Origin of the sequence: Marinobacter sp. AC-23, from assembly GCF_001858325.1 — a bacterium.
In the GTDB taxonomy this organism is placed as follows: Bacteria; Pseudomonadota; Gammaproteobacteria; order Pseudomonadales; family Oleiphilaceae; genus Marinobacter.
In genome coordinates, this window is the sequence record NZ_MBPP01000023.1 from 79,782 (window position 1) to 106,080 (window position 26,299).

Annotated in this window: 19 protein-coding genes and 3 pseudogenes; 11 read left to right on the forward strand and 11 right to left on the reverse strand. The window is 55.1% G+C overall.

Annotated features, from left to right (window positions below):
* Positions 1 to 5 precede the first annotated feature (5 nt).
* From BCA33_RS08625 to ilvG, 3 genes are read right to left on the reverse strand one after another with little or no spacing between them, the layout of a single operon-like run.
* The gene (locus BCA33_RS08625) at positions 6 to 1,187 is read right to left on the reverse strand and encodes an MFS transporter (protein ID WP_071265009.1); all 1,182 of its coding nucleotides are present in this window, start codon (positions 1,185 to 1,187) and stop codon (positions 6 to 8) included.
* Between the two features lie 31 nt (positions 1,188 to 1,218).
* The gene (locus tag BCA33_RS08630) at positions 1,219 to 1,515 is read right to left on the reverse strand and encodes an ACT domain-containing protein (protein ID WP_071265011.1); all 297 of its coding nucleotides are present in this window, start codon (positions 1,513 to 1,515) and stop codon (positions 1,219 to 1,221) included.
* Positions 1,512 to 3,212, reverse strand: a complete 1,701-nt coding sequence (gene ilvG / locus BCA33_RS08635) for an acetolactate synthase 2 catalytic subunit (RefSeq protein ID WP_071265013.1) — start codon at positions 3,210 to 3,212, stop codon at positions 1,512 to 1,514. The genes BCA33_RS08630 and ilvG overlap by 4 nt, the downstream gene beginning before the upstream one ends.
* Positions 3,213 to 3,545: 333 nt before the next feature.
* Between ilvG and BCA33_RS08640 the strand changes: the two genes are divergently transcribed.
* Positions 3,546 to 4,628: an efflux RND transporter periplasmic adaptor subunit gene (locus BCA33_RS08640; protein ID WP_071265015.1), complete on the forward strand. Its 1,083-nt coding sequence runs from the start codon at positions 3,546 to 3,548 to the stop codon at positions 4,626 to 4,628.
* 5 nt (positions 4,629 to 4,633) lie between these two features.
* Entirely contained in the window at positions 4,634 to 7,714 is a 3,081-nt protein-coding gene (locus tag BCA33_RS08645) for an efflux RND transporter permease subunit (protein ID WP_071265017.1), read from the forward strand.
* 30 nt (positions 7,715 to 7,744) lie between these two features.
* On the opposite strand, the gene BCA33_RS08650 is transcribed toward BCA33_RS08645, so the two are convergent.
* The 3 genes and pseudogenes from BCA33_RS08650 to djlA all read right to left on the reverse strand — a co-directional run bounded on the left by BCA33_RS08650 (position 7,745) and on the right by djlA (position 10,137).
* Positions 7,745 to 8,875, reverse strand: coding sequence for an amidase (locus tag BCA33_RS08650; protein ID WP_254774274.1), 1,131 nt, complete (start codon positions 8,873 to 8,875; stop codon positions 7,745 to 7,747).
* A gap of 80 nt (positions 8,876 to 8,955) precedes the next feature.
* Positions 8,956 to 9,201: pseudogene (locus BCA33_RS22725) on the reverse strand (hypothetical protein); the annotation flags it as partial.
* Between the two features lie 160 nt (positions 9,202 to 9,361).
* Positions 9,362 to 10,137, reverse strand: a pseudogene (gene djlA, locus BCA33_RS08655) (co-chaperone DjlA).
* Positions 10,138 to 10,280: 143 nt separating this feature from the next.
* On the opposite strand from djlA, the gene alkB reads away from it, so the two are divergent.
* The 3 genes from alkB to BCA33_RS08670 all read left to right on the forward strand — a co-directional run bounded on the left by alkB (position 10,281) and on the right by BCA33_RS08670 (position 13,451).
* On the forward strand, positions 10,281 to 10,931 hold the full coding sequence (gene alkB, locus BCA33_RS08660) for a DNA oxidative demethylase AlkB (protein WP_071265193.1): 651 nt from the start codon (positions 10,281 to 10,283) through the stop codon (positions 10,929 to 10,931).
* 149 nt (positions 10,932 to 11,080) lie between these two features.
* Positions 11,081 to 12,568, forward strand: a complete 1,488-nt coding sequence (locus BCA33_RS08665) for a SulP family inorganic anion transporter (RefSeq protein ID WP_071265019.1) — start codon at positions 11,081 to 11,083, stop codon at positions 12,566 to 12,568.
* Position 12,569: 1 nt separating this feature from the next.
* Positions 12,570 to 13,451, forward strand: coding sequence for a universal stress protein (locus BCA33_RS08670; RefSeq protein ID WP_071265021.1), 882 nt, complete (start codon positions 12,570 to 12,572; stop codon positions 13,449 to 13,451).
* 95 nt (positions 13,452 to 13,546) lie between these two features.
* Here the strand turns inward: BCA33_RS08670 and BCA33_RS22730 are convergent.
* From BCA33_RS22730 to BCA33_RS08685, 3 genes and pseudogenes are all read right to left on the reverse strand, one after another.
* A pseudogene (locus tag BCA33_RS22730) lies at positions 13,547 to 14,670 on the reverse strand (NAD(P)/FAD-dependent oxidoreductase); the annotation flags it as partial.
* A gap of 61 nt (positions 14,671 to 14,731) precedes the next feature.
* Entirely contained in the window at positions 14,732 to 15,538 is an 807-nt protein-coding gene (locus BCA33_RS08680) for a PhzF family phenazine biosynthesis protein (protein ID WP_071265023.1), read from the reverse strand.
* Positions 15,535 to 15,816, reverse strand: a complete 282-nt coding sequence (locus BCA33_RS08685; RefSeq protein ID WP_071265024.1) for a hypothetical protein — start codon at positions 15,814 to 15,816, stop codon at positions 15,535 to 15,537. The genes BCA33_RS08680 and BCA33_RS08685 overlap by 4 nt, the downstream gene beginning before the upstream one ends.
* A gap of 228 nt (positions 15,817 to 16,044) precedes the next feature.
* On the opposite strand from BCA33_RS08685, the gene BCA33_RS08690 reads away from it, so the two are divergent.
* A complete protein-coding gene (locus BCA33_RS08690; RefSeq protein WP_071265026.1) occupies positions 16,045 to 17,460 on the forward strand; it encodes a PLP-dependent aminotransferase family protein in 1,416 nt (471 codons plus the stop codon).
* A gap of 20 nt (positions 17,461 to 17,480) precedes the next feature.
* On the opposite strand, the gene BCA33_RS08695 is transcribed toward BCA33_RS08690, so the two are convergent.
* Entirely contained in the window at positions 17,481 to 18,134 is a 654-nt protein-coding gene (locus BCA33_RS08695; RefSeq protein WP_071265028.1) for a response regulator transcription factor, read from the reverse strand.
* On the reverse strand, positions 18,127 to 19,605 hold the full coding sequence (locus tag BCA33_RS08700; RefSeq protein ID WP_071265030.1) for a sensor histidine kinase: 1,479 nt from the start codon (positions 19,603 to 19,605) through the stop codon (positions 18,127 to 18,129). Before BCA33_RS08700 ends, BCA33_RS08695 begins: the two co-directional genes overlap by 8 nt.
* A gap of 177 nt (positions 19,606 to 19,782) precedes the next feature.
* Here BCA33_RS08700 and BCA33_RS08705 point away from each other — a divergent pair, with 177 nt between their 5' ends.
* The 5 genes from BCA33_RS08705 (at position 19,783) to BCA33_RS08725 (ending at position 26,207) form a co-directional block, all read left to right on the forward strand.
* Positions 19,783 to 21,411, forward strand: a complete 1,629-nt coding sequence (locus BCA33_RS08705) for an acyl-CoA synthetase (RefSeq protein WP_071265032.1) — start codon at positions 19,783 to 19,785, stop codon at positions 21,409 to 21,411.
* Positions 21,412 to 21,507: 96 nt separating this feature from the next.
* The gene (locus BCA33_RS08710) at positions 21,508 to 22,884 is read left to right on the forward strand and encodes a solute carrier family 23 protein (RefSeq protein ID WP_071265034.1); all 1,377 of its coding nucleotides are present in this window, start codon (positions 21,508 to 21,510) and stop codon (positions 22,882 to 22,884) included.
* 248 nt (positions 22,885 to 23,132) lie between these two features.
* Positions 23,133 to 23,966 (forward strand): metal-dependent hydrolase, encoded by an 834-nt coding sequence (locus BCA33_RS08715; protein ID WP_071265036.1) that lies wholly within the window; start codon positions 23,133 to 23,135, stop codon positions 23,964 to 23,966.
* A 110-nt stretch (positions 23,967 to 24,076) separates the two neighbouring features.
* Positions 24,077 to 25,027 carry a DegV family protein gene (locus BCA33_RS08720; protein ID WP_071265038.1) on the forward strand — a complete coding sequence of 317 codons (951 nt, stop codon included), beginning with the start codon at positions 24,077 to 24,079 and terminating at the stop codon, positions 25,025 to 25,027.
* A 145-nt stretch (positions 25,028 to 25,172) separates the two neighbouring features.
* The gene (locus BCA33_RS08725; RefSeq protein ID WP_071265040.1) at positions 25,173 to 26,207 is read left to right on the forward strand and encodes a hypothetical protein; all 1,035 of its coding nucleotides are present in this window, start codon (positions 25,173 to 25,175) and stop codon (positions 26,205 to 26,207) included.
* Positions 26,208 to 26,299: the final 92 nt, after the last annotated feature.

Genomic DNA, 26,299 nt, shown 5'->3' on the forward strand with positions numbered 1-26,299 from the left:
CGGCCCTAGTCTTCCAGACTATCGAGCCGGCGCATTGACCATAGCCCCAGAACTGGGCCAGGTAGCAGCCAGAGTGTCACCCAGACGCCTTGGGATCCCCAAAGATTGCTGGTGATCCAGATTGCCGGAATAGTCAGGGCGAAACCTATGGCGTTCATGACCGCCAGTGACGCGCCAACGAACTCCCTGGGGGCTGCGGCCGCCGCTAATGCGGAAAACTGTGGTGAGTCGGCAATCACAGAGGTGCCCCATAACATCAGCAGCATAAGCAAGGCGCCAGGCGGTGCCCAAGTTAGAAAAGGGTAAGCCAAACAAATTATTCCCGACATGGCCAAGGCTCGATTTGCGACCCATTGGCTGCTAAACCTCTGGCTGAGCCTGCCGCCACCTACGCAACCGGCAAACCCCACACCAATCACAATGAATGAAATCAGAGGAATCAGTGCCGGTGCTGCATGCATTCGAAGCACTTCCCGTGTGACCAGCAGTGGTGTCAGCGTCCAGAAAGCGTAAAGCTCCCAACAATGGCCGAAGTAGCCACCAGCAACAGCACGAAATCTGGGAGATCTAAGCCCGGCCAACCCGCTTCGTAAGTGGGCTTTTGCTGTGCCCATGGGCAGGTGAGGGCCATCCCCCAAAATCAGAATTATCATGCCACCCAGAAGAGCCAGTGCAGAAGAACCCAGTAACGGCCACTGCCAAGGTAGCCCCGGTGTTGCTCCCCGCAGCAAGTGAGGCATGGCGGTACCAAGGGTTAGCATTCCAACCAGCCAGGCCAGCGCCGTGCCCGTGTGTTTTGGCGTCCAGCCAATAACCAGTTTCATGCCCAAAGGGTAAATGCCGGCAAGGCAGAGGCCAGTCAAAAAGCGCATGACAAGGTCAAACGGGGGCGATGCTGCAGTGAATACGAAGCCGGCGTTCACCAGGGCGCCAAGCACGCTGGAGCACGCAAATATGTAACTGGCACGGAACCGATCAGCCAGGCCGGTTACCGCAATGCCCAAAGTGCCAACGATAAAACCCGCCTGCACCGTGAGCGTCAGCTGCCCGAGATCTGACTCAGTAAGCCCCAGCTCCCGAGAGAGGGAGAGCCAGACACCGTTGATGCTGAACCAGAGCGAGGTTCCACAAAGCTGCGCCAGGACAATGACGAACAATGGATAACGCTGCAAGGTGCTGCGGAGCATCACGGGTTTCCCTGTCGTGGGTTCTGGCTTGTTAGGCTCTGCGGCTTGCTGCAGGCACTAGGGCTGGCGCGGTTAGTATAACCTCTGCCACAGTGTGCAGCTTTTCGAGTTGCGATTGAAGCATGGCCACCGGCCGGTGCCCCTGAATGGTCAGCGCGATCTCGAGAATCTCGTCGGCACCGGCTATTGAGCTCTCCACCGCCATCTTTGCAATGCGAAAACCGCGAATGCGAACCACCTGGCACAGGCGCTCGAGCGCGGCCGCTTCGTGACTCATGCGGCAAGTGATGGTATAGCTGGGCGTTTTATGGCTGTTTTCGGTGGTCATGCGGTCATCTCCTTTTTGTCCGCTGCCAAACGGCGGGTTTCATCAATCATTTCTTTGTTACTTCCGCCCGGTTTTACGATTGGCCAGACGTTTTCTTGCCGAGCAATGGCTACGTGCAACAGCATGGGGCCGTTGTAAGCCAGGATGGTTTCAATGCCCCGCCGAACTTGATCCGTGCGTTCAATTTTCAAGGCAGGGATGTCGAATGCTCGGGCCAGGGCAACAAAATCCGGGTTGTCGTCCAGGTTGATGTGGCTTTCCCGGTTGTTATAGAACAGTTCCTGTTGCTGGCGCACCATGCCCAGACACTGGTTATCCATAATGATCAGCTTCACCGGTAGATTGTATCGGCGAATAGTGGCCAGCTCCTGGGCGTTCATCATGAAGGAGCCGTCGCCTGCAACATTGATGACGGTGCTTTTGCGATTGGCAAATTGCGCGCCGATAGCCGCTGGCAAGCCGAACCCCATTGTGCCGAGGCCACCGCTTGTAAGATGGTGCCTTGGGTGGTCGAACTGGTAATGCTGGGCGACCCACATTTGATGCTGGCCAACATCACACGCAATGATTGTGTCGTCGGGTGCAACGCGAGATAACTGGCGGACGAATGCCGGGCCGGTGATGGGTGCCAATGGCTCTTCGTTATCTGCTGCTTGAAAACCACCCGTTGTGCGCCAGATTTGGCACTGTTTGCGCCAGGCATTGATCGCCAGTGGTGCTTCCCTGAGCGCCCGAGTCAACTCGCCGAGAATGGTGTTCAGGTCGCCGCGAACCGTTAAGTCTGCACTCCGAAGTTTGTTGAATTCTGCGGCGTCGGCGTCAATGTGAATGGTTTGGGCGTTGGGGGCGAATCCGTCGAGCTTGCCAGTGGCTCGGTCATCCAGGCGCGCCCCGATTACCAACAGAAGGTCGCACTCGTCTACGGCACGGTTCGCCGCGCGGGAACCGTGCATACCCAGCATGCCAAGGTTATGAGCGCTGTGCTTGCCGGGGTTCCCTATACCCTTAAGAGTGACCACCGCCGGCAGTGCTGAGCACTCAGCAAACTCCCGGAAGCATTCTTCTGCATGGGCCAGGCTGATACCGCCGCCGCTGTAAAGCAGAGGTTTTTGGGCCGCGCGGAGCATGGCTATTGCGGGGCCGACGTCGGGGCAGGTCGCTTCTGGTTGTGCAAGTGGGCTGTTTGGCATGGCGGTGGTTTGTGCCAGCAATATATCCTTTGGGATATCTACCCACACCGGCCCTGGTCGCCCGGTTTGCGCAAGCGCCATAGCTTCTTCAAGAATCTCGGGCAGCTCGTCTGCACTCTCCACCAGATAACTGTGTTTCACGATGCCAAGTGTCATGCCTAAAACATCGGTTTCCTGAAAAGCGTCTGTTCCGATCAGTGCTGAGGGAACCTGGCCGGTAATGACAAGCATGGGAATAGAATCCCGGTGCGCGTTGGCAACGCCGGTAATAAGGTTGGTAGCACCGGGGCCGGATGTTGCAATGCAAACCCCTAATTTGCCGCTGGCACGGGCGTAGCCATCGGCAGCCAGGGCGCAGCCTTGCTCGTGGCGGCACAGCACATGTTCCACGCGCGCATCATCCACCAGGGCATCGTATAGCGGCATGATGCAGCCACCGGGATAGCCAAAAACCGTTTGGATGTTGTGGCGGTGAAATGCTTCGAGAATGTGCTGTGCGCCGTTCATTGTCGTATTTCCTGTTTTTTCTTCCGCAAAAAAAAACCCCGGGACCTTGCGGTGCCGGGGGTTTCTGGTGTTTTTGTCAGGTTTGTCGCTATCTCACCTGCTTATCCACGCAAAATCCCCCGGAAGGTATCACTACCACGAGGACTAGCACTGCAAGGATAATCACTGAGTTAAGATTCATAAAACGGACAAACTGCTCTGAATTCGTAAAAGGATTCTGTGTAGAATCTACCCCACGATTTAAAGCGGTTGCAACCGTTTAATCCTTTTATTTTTCAGATAGCGTCGCTTTTCAATCCGCCGTTCACCAAATTCAGGCTGTGTAGGTACTTAATGAGCAAAGTAAAATGGAGTTCGCTGGGTCTGTCTGTAATTGTTGTGATTGCTCTGATTATCTGGATGGCAACAGGCGATATCAAAGTCGCTAGCACCAAGGCTCCTGCAGAGCCCAAAGCTGCACAGCAGGAGCGAACACGGGTTCAGGTTACAACGCTCAGCGCGCAGTTATATGAGCCGGGTCTTTTGCTTCAGGGCCAGCTGGAGCCATGGAGCGCCGTCAATGTGAGCGCACGGGTTGCTGGTACGGTTGAAGCCGTTGAAGCAAACCTGGGCGACGCAGTAAAAGCCGGAAGTGTGCTCTTAACTTTGTCTGAAGATGGCAGGGACGCAAGCGTTGATCGCTGGCAAGCCCGGGTTAAAGAGCTGGTGGCGGACCTGTCTGCCGCACGAAAACTGGCAGCAAGGGATCTGGCTTCACAATCAGAGATTCTAAGCGTAGAAAGTGAGTTGGCGGCAGCTCGCGCGGAGCTCAAAGGTGCTCAGCTGGCGGTGTCTCATCTGAGTCCTACGGCGCCGTTTGATGGCGTAATAAACAGCAAAGACGTTGAGACTGGCAGCTTGGTTCAGGTGGGCTCGCCCTTATATGAGCTGGTTCGTATAGATCGGCTCAAGGCCAAAGGTCAGGTGCCCCAGCAATCTGTAGCGCAAGTGGCGCTGGGCCAGAAAGTGAGAGTGCTGCCTCTGGACGGAGAAGCACTGGATGGCGTGGTCACCTTTGTGGCCAGTGCTGCGAATCCCGAGACCCGGAGTTTTGCCGTTGAAATCGCCGTTGAGAACCCGGAAAAAAAACGTATAGCCGGTGGCACTGCAAACCTCCGAGTTGCGCTGGCGGATGTTCAAGCCACGTTTATTTCCCCGGCCTACCTCTCCCTTGGTGACGACGGCCGCCCGGGTGTGAAGTATGTTGATGATCAGAATAAAGTTGTTTTTCGTACGGTGACATTGCTCAGTGTGTCCACCGAAGGTGCCTGGGTTACGGGCTTGCCCGATGAGACTCGCCTGATTACCCGTGGTGCTGGTTTTGTTAGTGAGGGCGAGCAAGTTGAACCTGTAGACGCCTCCGAAGAGCGAGGCTGAGCACTATGCGCGCACTTATTTTCGCGGCGATAGACCGCAGTCGCACCACCTTGCTTACCCTGTTTTTTCTGACGCTCGGCGGTATTGCAGCATTCCAGGCCATCCCCCGAGAGGCTAACCCCGACGTTACCATTCCGATGATTTATATCTCCATGACACTGGAAGGTATCAGCCCGGAAGATGCAGAGCGGCTGCTGGTTCGCCCCATGGAACAGGAGCTGCGTTCGCTCGAAGGCGTAAAAGAAATGCGTGGCACAGCGTCTGAAGGGCACGCTTCCGTGATGCTGGAATTCGATGCCGGCTTTGACCCGGACACAGCCTTGCAGGACGTTCGGGAAAAAGTGGATACGGCCCGCAGCAAGCTTCCAAGGGAAGCCGACGAGCCGCGAGTGAATGAAATCAACGTTTCCCTGTTCCCGGTACTGTCCGTTGGCCTGTCTGGGCCGCTGTCTGAGCGGGAATTGATTACAGTAGCCCGAGGGCTTCAGGATGCCATCGAAGCGATTCCCGAAGTGCTTGAAGTAGAGATTGGCGGCGATCGGGAAGATCTTCTGGAAATTGTTGTGGATCCTCAGGTGCTGGAAGGCTACGGCATTGATTTCGACCAGCTCAGTAATCTGGTCACGCGCAATAACCAGCTGGTAGCGGCTGGATCTCTGGATACCGGCAATGGGCGTATGACGCTTAAAGTGCCCGGTGTTATTGAGAATATCGAGGACGTTATGTCAATGCCGATCAAGGTCGATGGCGACACCGTGGTGACCTTCGGCGACGTAGCCATGCTGCAGCGCACCTTCAAAGATCCAACTGGCTTTGCTCGCATCAACGGTGAGCCGGCTGTGGTGCTTGAGGTGTCCAAACGCAGCGGCGCCAACATTATCGAAACTGTGGCCCAGGTGCGTGAGTTGATTGCCCAGGCAAAACCGCAATTGCCCGACGCCCTCGATGTCCGCTACATAATGGATCAGTCCGACGAAGTTCGTGACTTGCTGAGCGACCTGCTTAACAACGTGCTGACTGCCATTGTGCTGGTAATCATTGTGATCATCGCTGCCATGGGGCCTCGATCGGCCTTGCTGGTTGGGCTTACCATTCCGGGTGCGTTCCTGACGGGCATTCTGGTGATCTGGATGATGGGCCTCACCCTCAACATCGTGGTTCTGTTCAGCCTCATTCTGGTAGCCGGCATGCTGGTGGATGGGGCGATTGTCGTATCGGAGCTGGCAGACCGAAACCTGTCTGATGGGCATTCAGTGAAAGGTGCCTGGGCGGAAGCTGCAAGTCGCATGGCCTGGCCGATCATTGCCTCTACGGCAACGACTCTTGCGGTATTTGTGCCGCTTCTGTTCTGGCCCGGCGTGGTGGGCCAATTCATGAAATTTCTGCCTATTACCGTAATCATCTGCCTGGTTGCCTCGCTCGCCATGGCCTTGGTGTTTCTGCCGGTTTTGGGTGGCGTGAGCGGAGGGCGTCGTGCCCGCAAGGTCAGTGAAAGCGGTCGAATGATGCACGGTTATCGCAGGCTGCTTTCCACACTCCTGTCTTATCCTGGTTTCACGCTGGTAGGTGTGTTGGGAGTGGTCGTGGTGGTCTACATCACCTACGGCAAGTTCAACCATGGTGTCGAGTTCTTCCCCAGTGTAGAGCCGGATTCTGCCCAGGTTCAGGTTCGCGCACGCGGGGATCTGTCGGTTTTGGAGCGGGATGCCATTGTGCAACAGGTAGAAGGTCGTTTGCAGGGTATGCCGGAAGTGAAAGCCGTTTATGCACGATCCATGTTGAGTGTCAGCACACAGATGGCACCGGATGTGATTGGGGTGCTCCAGTTTCAGTTTACCGACTGGTTTACTCGCCGCCCGGCCAGCGCCATTCTGGATGATTTCCTGGCTCGCACGGAGGATATTCCGGGTATTGCGTTGGAGTTCCGCGAGCAGGAGAACGGCCCGGCGGGTGGCAAGCCCATAGAGTTGCAGGTCAGCAGCCGAGACAGTAGCAAGCTCAACGGTTACGTAGATCAGATCGAAAATCAGATGCGCGCCCAGGGCGGCTTTGTAGATATTGAAGATGATCGCAGCCTGCCGGGCATTGAGTGGCGGCTGGAAGTGGATCGCGAAGCCGCCGCTCGTTTCGGAACCGACGTGCTCAGCATTGGCAGTGCCGTTCGCCTGGTCACCAATGGCTTGGTGCTGGCAACCTATCGGCCTGAAGATGTGCGCGACGAGGTGGACATTGCCGTGCGGGTTCCCAACAACTGGCGCGAGCTGGATCATCTGCAGCGCCAGACGATTAACACGGCTCGGGGGCAGGTGCCGCTGTCACAGTTTCTTGACCTGCAGCCGGGGAGTAAAACTGGCAGCATTGCCCGGGTAGATGGCAAGCGAGCGGTCACCATTAAATCCGATATTCAGCCCGGCGAGCAGGTGGATAGTTTGCTGAAAGCACTGCAGGCTGAACTCCCGGAGGCCCCCGAAGGGGTTTCTGTAAAGTTTGCTGGCGAAAACGAGGATCAGCAACAGGCATCCAACTTTCTGATAAGTGCGTTTCTGATTGCGATTGCCATGATGCTGCTCATTCTGGTGACCCAATTTAACTCTCTGTACCAGAGTTTTCTGATTCTATCAGCCATTGTTCTCTCCACTGCCGGGGTACTTCTGGGATTGCTGCTGAACGGCCAGTCGTTCGGGATCGTGATGGTGGGTATGGGCATCATTGCGCTGGCGGGCATCGTAGTGAACAACAACATCATTCTGATCGACACTTACAATCAGATGAAGAAAGACGGAATGGAGGCCTATGAGGCGGCACTGGAAACCAGCTGCTTGCGTTTGCGCCCCGTGTTGCTCACAGCGGTTACCACCGTGCTTGGGTTGATGCCAATGGTGCTGAGCGTGAACGTAGATCTGCTCACGCCCTCTCTCGGGCTGGGCGCGCCATCGACTCAGTGGTGGGCGCAGCTTTCCAGCGCCATTGCCGGTGGCTTGGCGTTCGCCACTATTCTCACATTGCTGCTAACGCCCGCGATGTTGGTGCTTGGTGAGCGGGTTGGGCAGTTTATTCGCAGAAAGGTTTTTCAGCAGAGCCGGTGACGCGCCACCAGCCACTGTTCAAAGTTGACTTTATTGCGCTGTGTTGGCCAGAGATGTCCAGGGTGAATACTCAGACTCCAGTGCAAACGCAAGCTGCAGTAGGGTGCGTTCATCGCCATGCTTGCCCATAAGCTGTACCGACACTGGCAGGTTTTCGGGTGTCAGAGCCATGGGGAGTGATAGAGCCGGTGCGCCAGTAACGTTGGCCAGGGGTGTGAAGTTGGCGTATCGGGTAAGCCGATCAAACAGGATGTCGAAAGGGACACTTGGGTTGAGGTGACCCAGTTTAGGCGTGGTATGGCCCAGAGTAGGCGTAAGCACCGCATCCAAGTCTGTCATGGCGTTGGCAAAATCGAATCTGGCGCGGCGCAAGCGCCACAGAACCGCTGGCATCTTCCAGAAACCTCGCTTGAACATTTTGTCCAGGCCCTGGGTTAGGCCGTCTACCCGCCGTTTATCAAAATCCGGGTGAATCAGTTTGTGACCGTTGATCTTCATTCCAAAAGCCAGCAGGCCCCAGTACATCGCAAAATCGTCGGGGAAGCTTGAGTTTGCCGGTGTTTCTACAGGCTCAATAATATGCCCCTGGGCTTCCAGTTTTCGGGCAGTAGCTTCTACAGTCTGTCGTGTCATATCGTCGGTCTTGTGACCGTTTATGGAATCGATAACCAAACCAATTCTTAGCCGCTTTTCAGATGGACCTTCCACTTTGCCAACGGTTGGCAGCTTCGGGTTGCGAAAATACTGCTCTGCCTGATAGATGAAGTTGGCGGTATCCCGAACAGAGCGGGACACCACGCCATCACTGAGAATATCTATGGGTAGCGACTTTGAGGCATCGTTCTCGATGACACGTCCCCGGGTCGCTTTGAGCCCTATGAGGCCACAAACGGCTGCAGGAATCCGAATGGAACCACCACCATCGTTGGCGTGGGCAATGGGAACCGCCCCGCTTGCCACCAGTGCAGCCGAACCGCCGGAAGAAGCGCCGGCGGAGTAGGCAAGGTTCCAGGGGTTGCGAGTGGGTGCATCATGAAGAGGCTCAGTTGAGGCGTTGAATCCAAACTCGGGCATGGTACTTTTGCCCATGCAAAGAAAGCCCTGTGCCAGCATCTGTTGAGCGAAAGGGCTGGTTTTTGTTGCGGGATTACCAGCAGGCACTGCATCTGAACCCTGGCGGGTGGCATTCCCACCACATCTGTGTTGTCTTTAATAAAGGTGGGTACGCCAATGAAAAATGGCGCGTCCGCCAGGCCTTTTTCTTTATCCAGCCCCGCCGCAGCCTCCAACATCTGCTGATAGCGCTCAGCAACCATACCGTGCACCAGCGGCTCCGCTTTGTGCAGCCGCTCAATGCTAGCCTGGGTCACCTCGGTAACCGATACGTCGCGACTGCGGATGCGATCGGCCAGAGCAGTGGCATCGTCGTTGCCTAGCGCATCGTTAGTGAACGTATGCGTGGCTGGCAGGGGATAATGGACCGGCATTCGAAGCGTCTCCGTGAATATTTATAGCGGCTCCTGGGAAGCTGCTTTCTTGGAGGCATACTCTACTCGAACGCAAAACACGACGACATGTCATTTCAGGTATGAGTTCACAAGCCCGTTGGGTTAACCGGGCTTGTCGAACGGGTAGGAAAGGGGGACGTCAGGCGTTGTTTTCCCGGGATTCCTTGATGACATCGTAAGCGTGGGTAATTTCCTGTGTACGCTCTTCTGCATTTCGCGCATGCTCTCAGGAAGGCCTCGCCCTGCAAGCTTGTCGGGATGGTTCTCGCTCATCAGCTTGCGGTACGCTTTCTTAAGCTCTGCGTCGCTGATTGACGGAGAAACACCCAGAACCTTGTAAGCATCGTCGGTTTGCTGGGCAGTAGATCGTTGGCTGCCGGATTGGCCTGCATGAGCGCCTCGCAGCATGGCCTCCAGTTGGTCAACCTGGCTCTCTGGCAGGCCCAGGCGCCGGGCAATACGCATCAGCATTGCCCGTTCGGCGGGATGTACTACACCATCTGCTGCGACTGCAGAAAACTGCGCTTGAAGAAACATTTGCAAGAAAGCCGGCTGACGCCCGCTGATGCGCAGGAAGTGATCCAGCTCTGCATCCAGATCAAAATCTTCGCTCTTACCACGGCTGAATGCGGCTTTAGCGGTTTCTCTCTGAGCGTCATTCAGGCGGAAGCGCACAAACATGGCTTCGGCCATCTGTATTTCATCTGTTGATACAACACCATCGGCTTTGCACAAGGCGCCCATAACCGCAAAAACAGATTCAATAAAGCCGGATTGAATGTTGTGGAGTTTGCCAATCAGGCGGCTTTTAGCGCGGTTAAGCAGGAATGCAGCCAGAGCAGCCCCCACTAAAAAACCGGGGAACTTGCCAAAGGCGTAACCAATCAAACCACCAATGATCATAGCAAACAGCATTAAAAGGTCCTTACGGGATAATGGATCAGACCACAGAATATACGTGTTTTTCAGTGAATCTTCATGAACAGGCTTTCATTCAGGCCATCTGTTTTTCAGAGAGTTTGGGAGTTGAGCTGTTTTTCGTGTTAAAAATACCGGTTATGACCCCCGATCTGTTTGCAGACCAACCAATTGAAGTGACCACCGAAAGGCTCTCGGAAGGGGCCATTGTGCTCCGGCATTTTGCCTCTGCCCAAGCGCCGGATCTGCTAAGCGAGATAGAGCATATAACGACGGTGGCGCCCCTGAGGCATATGAAAACACCCGGTGGGCATAGCATGTCTGTCGCCATGAGTTGTTGCGGATGCTGGGGTTGGATCACCGATGCAAAAGGCTACCGCTATCAGGCAGAAGACCCTTGTTCCGGGGCGCCTTGGCCCATTATGCCTCCTGTTTTCGCCAGTCTGGCCAGATCAGCCGCATTGGCAGCAGGATATGGTGATTTCACTCCAAACGCCTGCCTTATCAACCGTTACGAACCCGGTGCAAAGATGGGGTTACACCAGGATAAAAACGAGCAGGATTTCTCGCAACCGGTTGTGTCGGTTTCTCTTGGATTGTCCCAGGTATTTCAGTTCGGCGGGCTGACGCGGAGCGCGCGACCAAAGAACATTCCTCTGGCGCACGGTGATGTTGTGGTGTGGGGTGGGCCTTCGCGGTTACGTTACCACGGGGTGCTTACACTGAAGGCCGGAGCACACCCGCTGACCGGTGCCTGTCGTTACAATTTAACGTTTCGTTGCGCCCGTTAGCAGTTGCGTGGCCACTGAAACCAGGCCGCCCTTACGCCGGAACCCGTATTTTGGTAGACTTCGCGCCCTTTATTTTGCCGTAATCCGTAATTTAAGCGACGGCAATCCGACGTTCATTAAACAGCGCAGCCACCCGGGTACCCAAAGCTATGGTAAATACACTGAAAGCCAACTGGTTTTCCAACACCAAAGGCGATGTGCTCGCCGGAATCGTGGTTGCCCTTGCGTTGATTCCAGAAGCGATTGCTTTCTCGATCATCGCCGGAGTGGATCCCAAAGTCGGGCTTTATGCCTCATTCTGTATCGCCGTTATCATCGCGTTTGTGGGTGGTCGCCCAGGTATGATCTCTGCGGCAACCGGCGCCATGGCGCTGTTAATGGTGACGCTAGTCAAGGAGAACGGCCTGGAATACCTGCTGGCTGCCACGCTGTTAACCGGTGTGATCCAGGTTGTGGCGGGCTGGCTGAAGTTGGGCAGCCTGATGAGATTTGTGTCGCGCTCTGTGGTGACCGGCTTCGTGAATGCGCTAGCCATCCTGATCTTTATGGCTCAGTTGCCCGAGCTCACCAATGTAACCTGGCATGTATACGCCATGACCGCCGCCGGGCTGGGTATTATCTACCTGTTCCCGTATGTGCCGGTACTGGGCAAGCTGCTGCCGTCGCCACTGATTTGCATCGTGGCGCTAACCATCGTCGCAGTGTTGTTCAATATTGACGTGCGCACAGTGGGCGATATGGGTGATCTGCCTGATACGCTGCCAATTTTTCTCTGGCCAGATGTGCCGCTGAACTTCGAAACCCTGATGATCATCCTGCCGTATTCCATTCCGCTGGCCGTGGTGGGTTTGCTGGAATCCATGATGACCGCCACCATTGTGGACGATCTGACCGATACGGAAAGTGACCGTAACCGTGAATGCCGAGGGCAGGGTATTGCCAACATCGGCTCTGGCTTGCTGGGTGGTATGGCTGGTTGTGCAATGATTGGTCAGTCGGTTATCAACATCAAATCCGGTGGCCGAACCCGGCTTTCCACGCTCACAGCGGGCGTGTTCCTCATGGTGATGATACTGGTGCTGGACGATGTACTGGTGCGCATCCCCATGGCTGCTCTGGTGGCCGTGATGATCATGGTGTCCATCGGCACATTTTCCTGGGAGTCCATTCGTAATCTGAAAACCCACCCGCTGTCTACCAACATTGTGATGCTGGTAACTGTATGTGTTGTCGTTGTGACTCATAACCTGGCGCTGGGTGTGTTTGCCGGCGTACTGCTTGCGGCGCTGTTCTTCGCCAACAAGATCGGGCACTTTATGGAGGTGCAGACAACGCTGGACGAATCCTCAGGCACGCGCAGCTACACCGTAATGGGGCAGGTGTTTTTCAGTTCATCAGAAAAATTCGTTGCAGCGTTTGATTTTCGTGAAGTGGTCGATAAAGTGGTCATAGACGTGAGCCGTGCCCATTTCTGGGACATCACCGCCGTGGGCGCGCTCGACAAAGTGGTTATCAAGTTCCGCCGTGACGGTGCGGAGGTGGAAGTGATTGGCATGAACAAGGCCAGCGCTACCATCGTTGACCGCTTTGGCGTGCACGACAAGCCGGAAGGCATTGATCAGCTGATGGGCCATTAATATGCAAGACGCGACAGGAAATTCCCAAGATACACTGCAGGTTGTGGCTTGCATTGACGGCTCGCGCGCGGCGCCGGCAGTATGCGATTACGCCGCCTGGGCTAGTAAGCATATGAGCTCACCGCTGACCCTGCTGCACGTGCTCGACGAAGAGCGTTATCCGTCAGAGCCGGATTTAGCTGGGAACATTGGCTTGGGTAGCCGTGAACACCTGCTGGATGAGTTGGCGTTGCTGGATCGTAAGCGCGCCAAATTGGCCCTGGAGCATGGTAATCATATGCTGGACGAGGCGGCGCAAAGGATACAAACAGCTGGTATCAGTGAGATCAAAAAGCGCCAGCGCCACGGTGGTTTAACCGAATCGCTGCTGGACATGCAGGAACAGATTCGCCTGCTAGTAATGGGATTGCACGGTGAAAGCAGTTCAGACGGTGAGCAGCATATTGGCAGCCAACTGGAAACTGTTATCCGCAGCATGAGCCGGCCGATCCTGCTGGTGCCGAATGAGTTCTCAGCGCCCAAAAGTGCCATGCTTGCGTTTGACGGCAGTGCCACAGCGTTTCGTGGCGTTGAACACCTGGCTGCCAGCCCGGTACTCAAGGGCATGCCCCTGCACCTGGTGATGGTGGGCAATGAAACGACCGAAGCCATGGCCCAGCTGCGCAAGGCAGAGGCTATGCTGGCGCCTTTGGAGTCGGAAATTACACTGGCTATCCGAAGTGGTGAGGTAGAGCCGGTATTGCATAGTTATCAGGATGAGTTCGATATCGACATTCTGGTGATGGGCGCCTACGGACACTCGAAAATTCGCCGTTTTTTGTTGGGCAGCACGACGACCAGTATGCTGACATCGGCTAAAAAGCCGTTGGTGATTCTGCGCTAGGTTTGTGTTTGCCGGCGCTGGTCACGTTAAGCTGACTGCCCCGCGGCCACCCCTGAAGCCCATGCCCAATTGAAGTTGTGCCCACCCAGGTGCCCCGTTACGTCCACAACCTCGCCGATGAAGTAAAGGTTTGGGTGCTCCAGGGCCGCCATGGTTTTTGATGAAAGCTGGCGAGTGTCTACACCGCCGAGCGTGACTTCAGCTGTACGATACCCTTCTGTTCCCGCCGGCTTGACCGTCCATTGCCTCAGCGCGTCTGAAATCTGTTCAAGGTCGCTGTTCTTGTAGCTCTGAAGCGGGCCGTTCCAGCCGAAAAGCTCATTGAAAGCCTGGGCGAAACGCTTAGGCAGGTGTTGAATAAGGTATTGGGCAACGGTTGATTGCGGCTTCTGTTTGCGCAGGGATAGCAGGTCTTCCAGGGTGTTTCGCTCCGGCAACAAGTTGATGGTTAGCGGGTCGCCTGGCTGCCAGAAGCTGGAAATCTGTAGCATCGACGGGCCGCTCAGCCCCCGGTGCGTGACCAGCATGGGCTCCCGGAAATGATGGTTATTGCAGGCCGCATCCACCGGGCAGCTTACGCCGGACAGAGGTGCCAGTTGTTGCTTCAATTCGGGGTGCAGCGTGAAGGGTACCAGCCCGGCCCGGGTGGGCAGAACCGTGAGCCCGAATTGCCGGGCAATGTCGTAGCCGAAGCCGGTTGCGCCATGGTGGGGATGGATAGGCCGCCGCAGGCGATAACCAGAGATTCGCAGGTGAGGGCGCCTGAGCTGGTGTTAACCCGGTAGTGCCCAGCACTTTGGGCGATGCTCTTTACGCTGGTTTTCATGCGAACTTCAGCACCGGCCCAGTCGCATTCTGTCAGCAGCATGGCGAGTATTTCTTTCGCGCTGTCTTTGCAAAACAGCTGACCAGCGGCTTTTTCTTCATGTTCAATGCCGTGGCGTTCAACAAGATCCAGAAAATTCTGCGGGGTATAACGTTTCAGGGCAGAAATGCAAAAGCGCGGGTTGTCTGATAGAAAATTGGCAGGCGTGCTGTTGAGGTTGGTGAAGTTACAGCGCCCGCCACCAGACATGAGGATTTTCTTTCCCGGTTTGTTGGCATGATCAATTACCAGCACCTTACGCCCGCGATAGCCTGCGGTGGCCGCACACATCAGGCCGGCGGCGCCGGCGCCGATAATGATTACATCGTACTGGTTGCTGGAACTTGCCGTCATTGCTGCCTGCCGGTTGGTTAATGTGGCGCGCAGTATACCAGCCCCAGAGCCGTCGTATGGCTCATTCCAAGTGAACTGTTCCTTCCATATAGAACGCAGCCTGCCCAGCAATGGCAACACGGTCGCCTTTCAATTCACAGTGCAGCACGCCGCCCCGGGCTGACAGCTGTCGGGCTTCAAGCTTGGTTTTGCCGAGTCTGTCGGCCCAATAAGGCACCAGAGCACTGTGAATCGAGCCCGTAACCGGGTCTTCATCAATGCCTGAGCCGGGGGCAAAGTACCGGCTAACGAAGTCGGCCTGGTCGCCGGGCGCAGTGACAATCAGGCCCATATTGCCCAGTTGCTTTAGTATTCGCAGATCCGGTTGCGCCGCTCTTACCGCTGCTTCGTTTTCCAGAACGATCATGTCATTGGTGTCGCTCGGCACGTGAAAGGCCCGGGCGGGTGCGCCACCAAGAGCTTCGATAATGATGGCAGGTGTTTCCTGTTCTTCGATGTGAAGGTTGGGGAAGTCCAGTACCAGCCAGTCATCCGGGGTCTTATGAACGCCCAGGGGGCCGCTTTTGGACTGGAAGCGAATCGCATGTTCAGGCCAGCCCAGTTTGTTGAAAATAACCCAGGCGCTGGCCAGAGTGGCATGCCCGCAAAGAGGCACTTCTATACGCGGAGTGAACCAGCGTATGTGAAAGTCTGCGCTATCAGAACTGGTTTCACGTACGAAAAACGCCGTCTCTGCCAGATTGTTCTCCGCCGCCAGGGCTTGCAATGTCGCATCCGGCAGCCATGACTCCAGAGGCATAACGGCTGCCGGGTTGCCTTTGAAGATCTCGCTGGTGAAGGCGTCTACCTGATAGATGGGGTATCTCATGATCTGTTCTCCCGGAGCAAACGCTTAGCGTAGTGGTGAGCCTTGTAGCTGGCAAACTGCGCCAGTTCACGGGCGCTGTAAAAGTGCAGTTCGGGCAGGGGGTTGTGGTGGGTTACCACCCAGTGCTGCTGATCCGACTGCCTCACGGAAAACCCGAGGTCTTCCAGCCATTGGCGGCTCGTTTTCCCTCCCTCCTCATACAAGGACGGAGCGTTGGGCTGAAGCCCGAAGAGATTGTTCCGTGTTGCTGCCAGAGCGTGACTGTTTGCTATGCCCATGATGAAACTCCTTCTTCTGTTTGCGATGTTGTTATTGTCCCCCTGTGCAGACAGCCATAACAGATTCAGATAACCTGTTTTTGAACCGGTACAGAAGAGACAGTCGACCATCTGTACCGGTCAGTTTTACCGGCAACTGTACTGTTCATAACCGACGCCGGTCTGTTGCAATGGCGACAGTGGTGCTTGAGTGGGCAAAAATTTTATCGATGCGGCGAGGCAACGGGGATGGGTGTTCTATACAACCAAGTGGCAGACAGGCTTCAGGCATTGATACAGGACGGAGTCTATCGCGATGGAGACCGGTTGCCCGGCGTAAGAGTGTTGAGCAAGCAGTTGGGCGTCAGCATTTCAACGGTGCTGCAGGCGCACCAGACGCTAGAGGCCCGTGGTTATCTTCAGGCCCGGGAACGCAGTGGCTATTTTGTTCGCTTGCCTGCCGTTGATGCGCCAGAGCCTGTTATGCATAAGCATCGCAACCGGCCGGTACCGGTCAGTGCCCGTGAGATGGCTCTGGATTTGTGTGCGGATGAGCAAAAACGCATGGTGCCGCTGGCCACTGCCATTCCCCATGCGGATTATCTGCCGTTACGGCAGATTCAGCAGAGCACGCTGTGGGCCGCACGACGTGGCCTTGAAACGCTGGACTACGCCTTTCCCGGCAAAGAGTCATTCCGCAGGCAGATTGCGCAGCGTATGGCGTCGGTAGGTGTTCCTGTGACACCAGATGATGTGCTGGTTACCAACGGTGCTCAGGAGGCCATTATTCTGGGCTTGCGCGCTGTCACTCAACCGGGGGACATAGTGGCAGTTGAGTCGCCGTCGTTCCCGGGTATTCTTCAGGCTTTGGAAGTTGTCGGGCTGCGAGCCATGGAAATTCCGACGCACCCATCTGACGGTCTTAGTCTTGAAGGCTTACAGTTGGCCCTGGAGCAGTGGCCCTTGAAAGCCTGCGTGGTGGTATGCAATCACAGTAACCCCATGGGCGCCCGAATGCCGGATGAGCGCAAGAAACAGCTGGTGTCTATGCTTGCCGCCGCTGGCGTGCCGTTAATAGAGGATGATATTTACGGAGATCTTTATCACTCAGGCGAACGACCCAAACCTGCGAAAGCCTTTGATCGCACAGACAATGTTATCTACTGCAACTCTTTTTCGAAAACCATTTCTCCTGGGTTGAGACTGGGCTGGATGTTGCCCGGGCGTTACATGGCCGGTGCCCGGCAGCAAAAATACTTTTCCAATTTGGCAACGTCGTCCATTCCACAACTGGCGGTTGCGCATTTTCTGGAGCAGGGCGGCTATGATCGCTATCTGCGCTCTGCACGGCAAAATTATCGGGAGGCGATAGAGCGTATGCGAGCAGCTGTGGCTCGCTCGTTTCCTGCTGGCACGGCCGTAAGCCGGCCACAAGGCGGCTTTGTGCTGTGGGTGCAGTTGCCTGCTGGGGTTTCTGGCACTCGGGTTTATCACCGGGCGCGGGCGGAAAACATTAACGTGGCACCGGGCCTGATGTTCTCGATTTCAGACAAGTTCGAATCGTGCCTGCGGCTGAATGGTGGCAACCCCTGGAGCGAACGCATCGACCAGGCAATCGCCAGGCTCGGAGCACTTGCCCATGAAGAGCTGGCGCAGAGCGGTTGAGGCGCCTGGTGGGAGGTTACTCAGGATTCAGTGCGAAGGTTTGATGGGTCCAGAAGCCCGGCGGTGATGGCCATACCCGTAACGTCGGGCAACCGCTCGGCACCCAGGCGTTTCATTACGCGGGCTCTATAGAGGTCGATGGTCTTGACGCCTACGCCCAGCTGATCGGCGATTTCCCGGCTGGTGTAGCCTTGGGCCATGGGTAGGAAAACATCCCGCTCCCGGCGCGTGAGCGTTGTAATGAGCGCGTCGGTTCGCTCGTCGCCCAGTTGCAGGTGGTTGGAGTGCTGATGCGCCTCCAGTGCCTGTTGCACGCTGTCCAGAAGTAGTTGCTCGTTGAACGGTTTCTCGATGAAATCAAAAGCGCCAGATTTGAACGCGCGCACCACAATAGACACGTCCGCATGGCCGGATACGAAAATGATCGGCAACTCAATGCCTCGCTTTTGTAGCTCTTCCTGAACGTTAAGCCCACCCAGGCCTGGCATCCTTACATCCAGCACCACGCAGCCGCCCCGGCTGTCTCCCAAGGCGTCAAGAAACTTGCGGCCGTCGCTGTACGCATGCACGTTTAACCCGACCGACTCCAGCAGCCATTGTGTCGATTCCAGCATGCCGTCGTCGTCGTCAACAACGTAAACGGTGTTGGTGTCAGGTGCAGGTTGATCACTCATTGGGTTCAGTCTCGATGCTTGGTGTGCGTTTGTTTGCGGGCGCTGTCGGGAAGCGGCAGGTTAGTGTAAGGCCGCCGGTTGAGGCAGGTTGAGCGTCCAGAAATCCACCAAAACCTTCAATAATGGAGCGGCTCATGGAGAGCCCCAATCCCAGCCCCAGAGGTTTGTTGGTGTAAAACGGCTGAAACATTTGCCTGATCTCCTGTTCATCAAGACCAGGCCCTTCATCGGTGACATCTATCAGGGTCTCGCCCTTGTTGTTTACCGAGGTTGAAATCACCAGGCGTGAACCTGCGCTGTCCGGCTGAGTACTGCGGGTTTCCACGTTTGCTTCCATACCATTTCGGATCAGATTGATCAGCACCTGCTCCAGCAATACCGGATCTGCGATGATGGTAGGCTCACCGGTGGCGGGTGCACAGACAATGTCTACGTTGTTTTTGTCAGCTTCCCACTGACAAAGTCGGGCTACATTTGTAAGAGTCTGGTTTAGTAAAACCGTTGTGGTGCGCTTCCGGCCTTTGCGAAGAAAGGCGCGTAAGTGTTTGATTACTTCTGATGCGCGATTGGCATGATGGATGATTTTCTGAAGGCCATCGTCAACACGCTCAAGGTGTTCGGGGTTTGCTCCTGCGCTTTTAAGATAACGCTGACTGGCACTGGCAAAGTTGACGATGGTTGCCAGGGGCTGGTTCATTTCGTGGGCTATGCTGGATGCCAGCTCGCCCAGTGCCGCGAGCCTTGCTGTGCGCGCAAGCTCATCAGCCAGCCTGCGGTTGTTATCTTCCGAGGCCACCCTGGCAGTGATGTCTCTGGATACGCTGACTACCTCAACAACCGCACCTGTATAGGTTTCCCTTATGGCCCGGCTTGCGATCTCGAACCAGCGTTTGCTGCCGTTACGGTGGGCTATATCCAGAGTCATGGTGGCATAGCCGTCATCTCTTAGGCGATTGCGGGCCTCCGTGAGCTGCTGCATAGCGCTATCACTGCGAAAAATATCTTCCAAAAGCTTACCGCGTAGCTCTTCAGGCCAGTAACCGAGTAAGCGCCATGAAGCCTGCGTAGCGTCGATAAAGCGCCCGTCCGGAGCATGGCGCGAGATAAGATCGGTGGTGTTTTCGGTGATCACTCGGTATAGGCGGTTTGATCGAGTGGCTTGTTCATGCGTCAGGACGTCGGTTGTGGCGTCCCGCCCGCGGGCCAGTACCTCGCAGGTTTGCGGGGAGGGAATAAACGTCCATAAAAGTATGGTGCTGTTGAACCGGGTTTCTACACCTTCGATCGCCCGCGCTTGTTGCAGCGCAGCGTTAACCAATGCCTGCACATTTGTTGGAAGCAGGTCAGAAAGGCCTGCCAGATCATTCTTCACCCACAATGTATCTGCGGCCTGATTGCTCCGCAACACGTGAGCGGAGTGGTTCAGTATCAGGCCGGGTTGCGGGTCTGCGTCTGGCAAGCTAAAACTCATAGTAGTAACCAAATCTCTCACAAGGGAGTGGTATATAGTAACTATACTATAATACGTTGGTGTAGTTTCTAGTTTTTGCGTTATTAAATATCATTCTGACTATAAGACATTATAGCTAGTCTAACGATTTTGCTGAATACGCCACAAGAACAACAGGCTCTCAAAGAGGAACACCCCATGACCTCGATCTTCGATCAGGGCCTTGCGCCCGTTGATGCCAATTACGCTGTTCAATCACCGATTGATTTTATCGAACGCACCGCCAGCGTTTACCCGGATTTCCCCTCCATTATTCATGGGGCCATTCGGTATAACTGGTCGCAGACTTATGATCGCTCCCGGCGGCTGGCGTCGGCGCTGAAAGGTCGCGGCATTGGCCGGGGTGATACGGTTGCCGCCATGTTGCCCAATATTCCAGCAATGGTGGAGTGCCACTTTGGTGTGCCCATGGTGGGTGCAGTGCTGAACACCCTGAATGTGCGTCTGGATGCAGAAGCCATTGCCTATATGCTCGAGCACGGCGAAGCAAAGGTTGTGATCGCAGATCGCGAATTTGGCGAAGTGGTGCGCGACGCGGTCAGCCGTTTGGACGACAAGCCACTGGTTGTTGATGTGGACGACCCGGAATATGGGGAAGGTGTTCAGGTAAGCGACCTGGACTACGAAGCGTTTCTGAAGGAAGGCGACCCGCAGTTCCAGTGGAGTTTCCCGGATAACGAATGGGATGCCATATCGCTCAACTACACCTCCGGAACCACGGGTAACCCCAAGGGTGTGGTTTATCACCATCGCGGCGCTTATATCAACGCACTGGGTAACCAGGCGGTATGGTCGATGGGCATGCATCCAGTGTATCTGTGGACGTTGCCTATGTTCCACTGCAACGGCTGGTGCTTCCCCTGGACGATTACAGCCATGGCTGGTACCCACGTTTGTCTGCGCCGGGTAGATCCGGAAAAAATCCTGCAACTGATCAAAGAGCACCAGGTCTCCCACATGTGCGGTGCGCCCATTGTGCTGAATGCTTTGCTGAATGTGCCGCCTGAGTCCAAGGCGGGCATTGATCACGAGGTTCGCTCTATGACTGCAGGCGCGGCGCCTCCGGCCCAGGTTATTGGTGCTGTTGAGGAAATGGGCATCAAAGTGACTCACGTATACGGCCTGACCGAAGTCTATGGGCCGGTAACGGTCTGTGCGTGGAAGAAGGAGTGGGATGAACTGCCGCTGCATGATCGGGCGAAGATGAAAGCCCGTCAGGGTGTGCGTTATCACACCCTTGCCGGCACCATGGTGGGTGACATCGAAACGATGGAGGCGGTTCCCAAAGATGGTAAGACCATCGGTGAAATCTTCCTGCGCGGTAATACCGTGATGAAAGGCTACCTGAAAAACCCGAAAGCCACCGAGGAAGCGTTCCGCGGCGGCTGGTTCCACACCGGCGACCTGGCCGTGTGGCACGAAGACGGCTACATGGAAATCAAGGACCGTCTCAAAGACATCATTATTTCTGGCGGCGAGAACATTTCCACCATTGAGGTAGAAGATGCGCTTTACCGGCACCCGGCGGTTCTCGAAGCCGCGGTAGTGGCTCGCCCGGATGAAAAGTGGGGCGAAACTCCCTGTGCCTTTGTAACCCTCAAGCCGGAAGCGGGCGATGTGAGCGCAGAGGATATTATCAACTTCTGCCGCGAACACCTGGCTCGCTTCAAGGTACCCAAAACCGTCGTTTTCTCGGAGCTGCCCAAAACCTCCACGGGCAAGATCCAGAAGTTCGTACTTAGGGATCAAGCCAAAGAGCTGGACTGATCTTCTGACTGGCAGCACTGGCCCCAGTGCTGCCGAATATCACCACAAAAACAACATGATCAGGCACACGCTGTTCGCGTGTGTCAGGAGATTCCTATGCAAATGTTTCATCGTAAGAATGGGGAAGAACAGCCATTCTGGCCTGCTGGCCCATTCAAAATTCGCCTACCGTTTGTTCACTACCGCTGGGAATTTGCGGAGATGGTGCAAGCATTGATCATGTTTGTGGTTAGTCTGGCCATGATCCCTCTACTGGAAAAATACCTCGGTGTACCCTACGACGTAGCCTTGGCCTATGCAGTGATCTGCGGTATTGGTTTTATGCTGCCCGCCTTGCTGGGTGTCCCTCTGGTTCCGGGCTGGATAACGCCGGGTATCCCGGTGGTACTGCTGTTCCTGAGTGACTTTGAGCCTGGCCCAGAAGCCATTCAGGCGATGTTTGCACTGCAGTTCCTGGTGTTTATCATTTTCCTTTTGCTCGGTGTCAGTCGTTTAGGGAGCAAGCTGGTTGATCTGATACCTCGCTCCATGAAGGGTGGTATTATTATTGGTGCCGGTATTGCTGCGCTGATGGGAGAAATTGAAGTAGGCGGTCGGGTGGCCAATACGCCTATATCACTGATTGTTGGCGGACTGGTTTGCCTGTATCTGATGTTCTCTGTGTCTTTCAAGGGCTTTGTTGAGGTCAATTCCTTTGCTCGCAAGGTGGCCAATTACGGTATGGTTCCGGGCATGATTGTGGCTATTCTGGTGGGGTTTGCCACCGGCGAATATGACGTTCCGAATGTTGAATGGGGCATTACCAAACCGGCTTTTGACGAGTTGTGGAACTACCTGCCGTTTACGGTTGGATTCCCCAATCCCGAAGTATTCCTCTACGCGATTCCAACGGCGGTCATCGCCTACATTATTGCTTTCGGCGATATTGTAGTGGGCCAGTCCCTGATGAATCGCGTGGATCATCTTCGTAAAGACGAAGATATCGACAACAGTATCGACCGCGTGCATCTGGTAACCGCTATCCGCAACGGTGGGCATGCTTTCTTCGCTCCGTATCCTGGACTCGCTGGTCCAATCTGGACAGCTGTGACGGCCACCATGGCTGAGCGCTACAAATATGGTCGCAACGCCATGGACTCAATCTATAGCGGTGGCGGCACCTTCTGGATTACCGGCTTTATTGCCCTGTTTATCTTGCCGCTGGTGAGCTTTTTTCAGCCGGTATTGCCCATTGCGTTGTCGCTGACTCTTTTGTTGACCGGTTACATTTGTTTGATGGTAGGCCTGGAGCAGCTTGAGAATAATACCGAACGTGGTATTGCGGGCACCATGGGCGTGGTATTGGCGGTTTATGGCGCCGGCTGGGGCCTTGCGACGGGTGTGGTTCTATATCTGCTGATTGAGCGAACCAAGCTTCTTGGCTTTACCTCAGACCCTGATGCACCGGGTAAAGACGAGGCAGACAAGCACTGAATTGGTGGCCTCCGGTTTACACCGGGGGCCGTCCTTATCCTGTGTGTCTTTGGGAGGCGGAACGCCTCCCCTTTTTTTTGCCTGCCCTTTTATTTCTCCTCCGTGCGCCCATGACGGTGTGTCATTTTGTGACAATCTGTCCGTTTTCCTGGCCTTGCTCTTCCTTCTGTCTCGTCCTCAGGACTAAACTGAGTTTGTTGGTGATTTTTTGTCCGCCGCTCGAACGTCATAATAAAAAGGAGGCAGTCATGACCGTCAGTTTCACTCCCGAAGGGGTGTCCGTTAAGCCCCGGAATTTGCATTTTGATGTCAACGAAGATCTGAAAACGCTTTGGCACGGCGACGACGCGTTCCGAACAGCGTTCCTTAATGCCCTATCGCTTCAGTTTCCAGATGGCGAGCAGCAATTTATAAACGCGGTTCGGCTTTATCAGGACCGGGTTGCCGATCCGAAGCTGAAGGCCGAGATCCGTGGATTTATTGGCCAGGAAGCGCTGCACAGCCGTGAGCACAAAGCCTACAACGAAGCCCTGAAAGCTCGGGGCTATGATATTGAGGGGCTGGATCGCCGCTTTCGCAAGCACATGGAATGGGTTGGAAAATTGTCGCCCAGCCGGCAGCTGGCGGGTACTTGCGGCGCCGAGCATTACACAGCGGTGCTGGCGAATGCGATTTTAAGCCATCCTGAATGGCTGGATGGTGCAACGCCCGTGATGGCTCAGCTCTGGCGCTGGCATGCCATAGAAGAAACCGAGCACAAATCGGTGGCGTTTGATGTGTACCGAGAATGCGTAGGTAACGAGCGCCTTAGGCGGATTATCTTCCTGTTTGTGACCTGGAATTTCTTTAAATACACTTTTCTGAATACCTGCAGCCTTCTGAAAACCGACGGTAAGCTCTGGAGCCTTCGCACCTGGATGGGCGGGCTCAACTTTTTGTGGGGCAAGCCCGGAATCTTGCGCAAGTGTCTGCCTGATTTTCTGGCGTACTTCCGCAAAGACTTTCACCCTTGGCAGCAGGATAACAGGGCGCTTCTGGAGGAAAATCTCCGGGAACTGGATGCTGCTGCGCCCACCATTTAATCCGGGTGTGCTGAAAACCGGTACAGGGTGTGTAAAGATGAAGCTTGCTAACACCATTACAATAAATGGCGCTTCCGTTCGGGAAAGCGGCCCAAAACAGGAGGTCCAGCATGCGAGTTGGGTTGATCGTTGATTCGGCGTGTGATTTACCTTACGAATTCAGTCGAAAGCACGACTTGTTTGTCCTCCCGGTGACGGCCGTTATCGATGGCGAAACCTATATTGATAAACACGACCCTGTAAGAACTCAGGAGTTTTATCAGAGTGGGCTTTTGCAGAAAGGCCGCCATGCTGAAACCCGGGCTTTTACCACCGAGCAGATTCATGAGCTGTTCATGGAAAAGATTGTTCCCCAGTTCGATGTGGCCATCTGTGAAACGGTCACCCGCAGCCGAAGCCTGATTTACCAGAATGCGTCGGAAGCCATGAACAGCGTAATGGCCAATTACGAGCAAGCACGCGCAGCTTCAGGCCGTGAGGGCAAATTTTCCATGCGCGTGATTGATAGCAAGCAGATCTTTGCGGGGCAGGGTTTGTTGGCAGCCCATACACTTAAACTGATTGATCAGAAGCTTTCTAAAAATGCCTTGCGTAACGAGGTAGAGCGGTTCTCAGACAAGATATACACCTGCGTTATTCCCCGTGACCTTCACTATATTCGTGAGCGTGCCCGGCGCCGTGGTGACAAAAGCGTATCGGGCGTTGTGGCGTTTCTGGGTAAAGCCTTGAATATCACTCCGGTGATTTTTGGCCAGGGCGCTGAAGGCCAGCCCGTTGCCAAGACCCGCAGTTTTGACGTGGCTGTAGAAAAGGTCATGAATTATGCCACTGCACGAGTTGAGGCTGGGCTACTAACGCCTTATGTGAGCCTATCCTGTGGCTTGGCCTGGACAGAGATCGAAGATTTGCCTGGTTTGAATCGGCTCAGAAATGCCTGCGAACAAAATGGCGTCGAGTTGCTACTGTCACAGATGGGCATTACCAGCAGCATTTACGTTGGCCCCGGCAGCTTGTGTTTGGCGCTGGCGGCAGACACACACAGCTTCAGCGATTATCAGTAATTACCTCCGCAGCTGCCGGCACTGGCCCGGCCGCAGCGAACCAACCGCAATTATGGCGAATCCGTCTTTCCGATCTTCGTGTTAGCCTCCCGCTATCCAGTGCAATTTAGCTGTGTTTCACCACATCAACAAGGCCGCGAATACCATGACCAAGGACAAAATCGATCCAGCCAGTCAACTGCTGGAATTGCATGTGAAGCATGAAGTTGCCTCACTAAAGGGTACAAAGCTTCGCACATTCCTTAAGCAGGAGGTCAGTGAGCTTCTTGATCACGCAGGTACTGTCACCCTGAATCGCATAGCCTCGGAAAAACAAGTGATGGAGACCATCCAGCGCGTTGTTGTAAGCATGGAGCTGGACGCAGGCATTCCCGAACTGGCAGGCGAGATGGCGGCCGAGGTACTGAATGCCTCGGTTCAGGCGAACAACACCTTGGGCGACATTATCACCCGCGAGCAGGCCACGGGGTTTGTGGAAGAAATGCTAGAGCTAAGGCAGCAGCGTGAGCGGGTGATCAGCGAAATCATGGCTCACCCGGTTTATCAGGAGCTGGTATCAAACGTGGTCTATCAGGGTATTGTTAATTACCTTTATGAAGACAATCTGATCACTAAAACGGTCCCCGGCGTTGGTTCCATGATGAAGTTTGGCAAGCGCATGGCTAACAAAGCGGTGCCCGGGCTGGATGAAACCTTTGAACGTCGCCTTAAAGCCTGGCTTTCAGATAGCCTGCCGGGGCTTGTCAGCCGCAGTGAGCAGTTCCTGCAGCGTGCGCTTTCCGATGAAGAAGTGCGAGACACGGTGATGGCGGCCTGGGTTTCTGTAGAGGATCGAACGATTGCAGAGCTTCACGATGGGTTGGGAGACGTTGAGCTGCAGGAGTTTGTCGTGCTGGGATATGAGTTTTGGCTGCAGTTCCGCAAAACAGCTTACTTTGAAGGCTGTGCCCGGGCTGTGGTGTCACATCTGTTTGTGAAATATGGTGACCGACCGCTTACCGACTTGCTCGGTGATCTGGGCGTTACCCGCGATGTAATTATGGCAGAGGTGGACGCCTGGGCTATTCCAGTTATCGGTGTGCTTCAGGAAGAGGGGTATGTTGAGGCGCTTGTGCGCCGACGGCTGTCAGCTTTTTATAAATCGGCTGCGGCACGTAAGATTCTGGAGCCGGAATCCTAGTATCTGCAGCCTGCTGCTTGGCTGCTCAAGGTGATGCAGTTTCATAAAAAAAGGGAAGCCATATAGGCTTCCCTTTTTTGCGCTTAGGCTTG

What these genes read in the sequence shown, in the direction of transcription:
- BCA33_RS08720 (WP_071265038.1), top strand. Translation starts at nt 24,077, where the DNA reads ATGCGAGTTGGGTTGATCGTTGATTCGGCGTGTGATTTACCTTACGAA.
- BCA33_RS08625 (WP_071265009.1), bottom strand. Translation starts at nt 1,187, where the DNA reads ATGCTCCGCAGCACCTTGCAGCGTTATCCATTGTTCGTCATTGTCCTG.
- alkB (WP_071265193.1), top strand. Translation starts at nt 10,281, where the DNA reads ATGACCCCCGATCTGTTTGCAGACCAACCAATTGAAGTGACCACCGAA.
- BCA33_RS08670 (WP_071265021.1), top strand. Translation starts at nt 12,570, where the DNA reads ATGCAAGACGCGACAGGAAATTCCCAAGATACACTGCAGGTTGTGGCT.
- BCA33_RS08710 (WP_071265034.1), top strand. Translation starts at nt 21,508, where the DNA reads ATGCAAATGTTTCATCGTAAGAATGGGGAAGAACAGCCATTCTGGCCT.
- BCA33_RS08640 (WP_071265015.1), top strand. Translation starts at nt 3,546, where the DNA reads ATGAGCAAAGTAAAATGGAGTTCGCTGGGTCTGTCTGTAATTGTTGTG.
- BCA33_RS08705 (WP_071265032.1), top strand. Translation starts at nt 19,783, where the DNA reads ATGACCTCGATCTTCGATCAGGGCCTTGCGCCCGTTGATGCCAATTAC.
- BCA33_RS08645 (WP_071265017.1), top strand. Translation starts at nt 4,634, where the DNA reads ATGCGCGCACTTATTTTCGCGGCGATAGACCGCAGTCGCACCACCTTG.
- BCA33_RS08700 (WP_071265030.1), bottom strand. Translation starts at nt 19,605, where the DNA reads ATGAGTTTTAGCTTGCCAGACGCAGACCCGCAACCCGGCCTGATACTG.
- BCA33_RS08690 (WP_071265026.1), top strand. Translation starts at nt 16,045, where the DNA reads ATGGGTGTTCTATACAACCAAGTGGCAGACAGGCTTCAGGCATTGATA.
- BCA33_RS08680 (WP_071265023.1), bottom strand. Translation starts at nt 15,538, where the DNA reads ATGAGATACCCCATCTATCAGGTAGACGCCTTCACCAGCGAGATCTTC.
- ilvG (WP_071265013.1), bottom strand. Translation starts at nt 3,212, where the DNA reads ATGAACGGCGCACAGCACATTCTCGAAGCATTTCACCGCCACAACATC.
- BCA33_RS08630 (WP_071265011.1), bottom strand. Translation starts at nt 1,515, where the DNA reads ATGACCACCGAAAACAGCCATAAAACGCCCAGCTATACCATCACTTGC.
- BCA33_RS08685 (WP_071265024.1), bottom strand. Translation starts at nt 15,816, where the DNA reads ATGGGCATAGCAAACAGTCACGCTCTGGCAGCAACACGGAACAATCTC.
- BCA33_RS08715 (WP_071265036.1), top strand. Translation starts at nt 23,133, where the DNA reads ATGACCGTCAGTTTCACTCCCGAAGGGGTGTCCGTTAAGCCCCGGAAT.
- BCA33_RS08665 (WP_071265019.1), top strand. Translation starts at nt 11,081, where the DNA reads ATGGTAAATACACTGAAAGCCAACTGGTTTTCCAACACCAAAGGCGAT.
- BCA33_RS08725 (WP_071265040.1), top strand. Translation starts at nt 25,173, where the DNA reads ATGACCAAGGACAAAATCGATCCAGCCAGTCAACTGCTGGAATTGCAT.
- BCA33_RS08695 (WP_071265028.1), bottom strand. Translation starts at nt 18,134, where the DNA reads ATGAGTGATCAACCTGCACCTGACACCAACACCGTTTACGTTGTTGAC.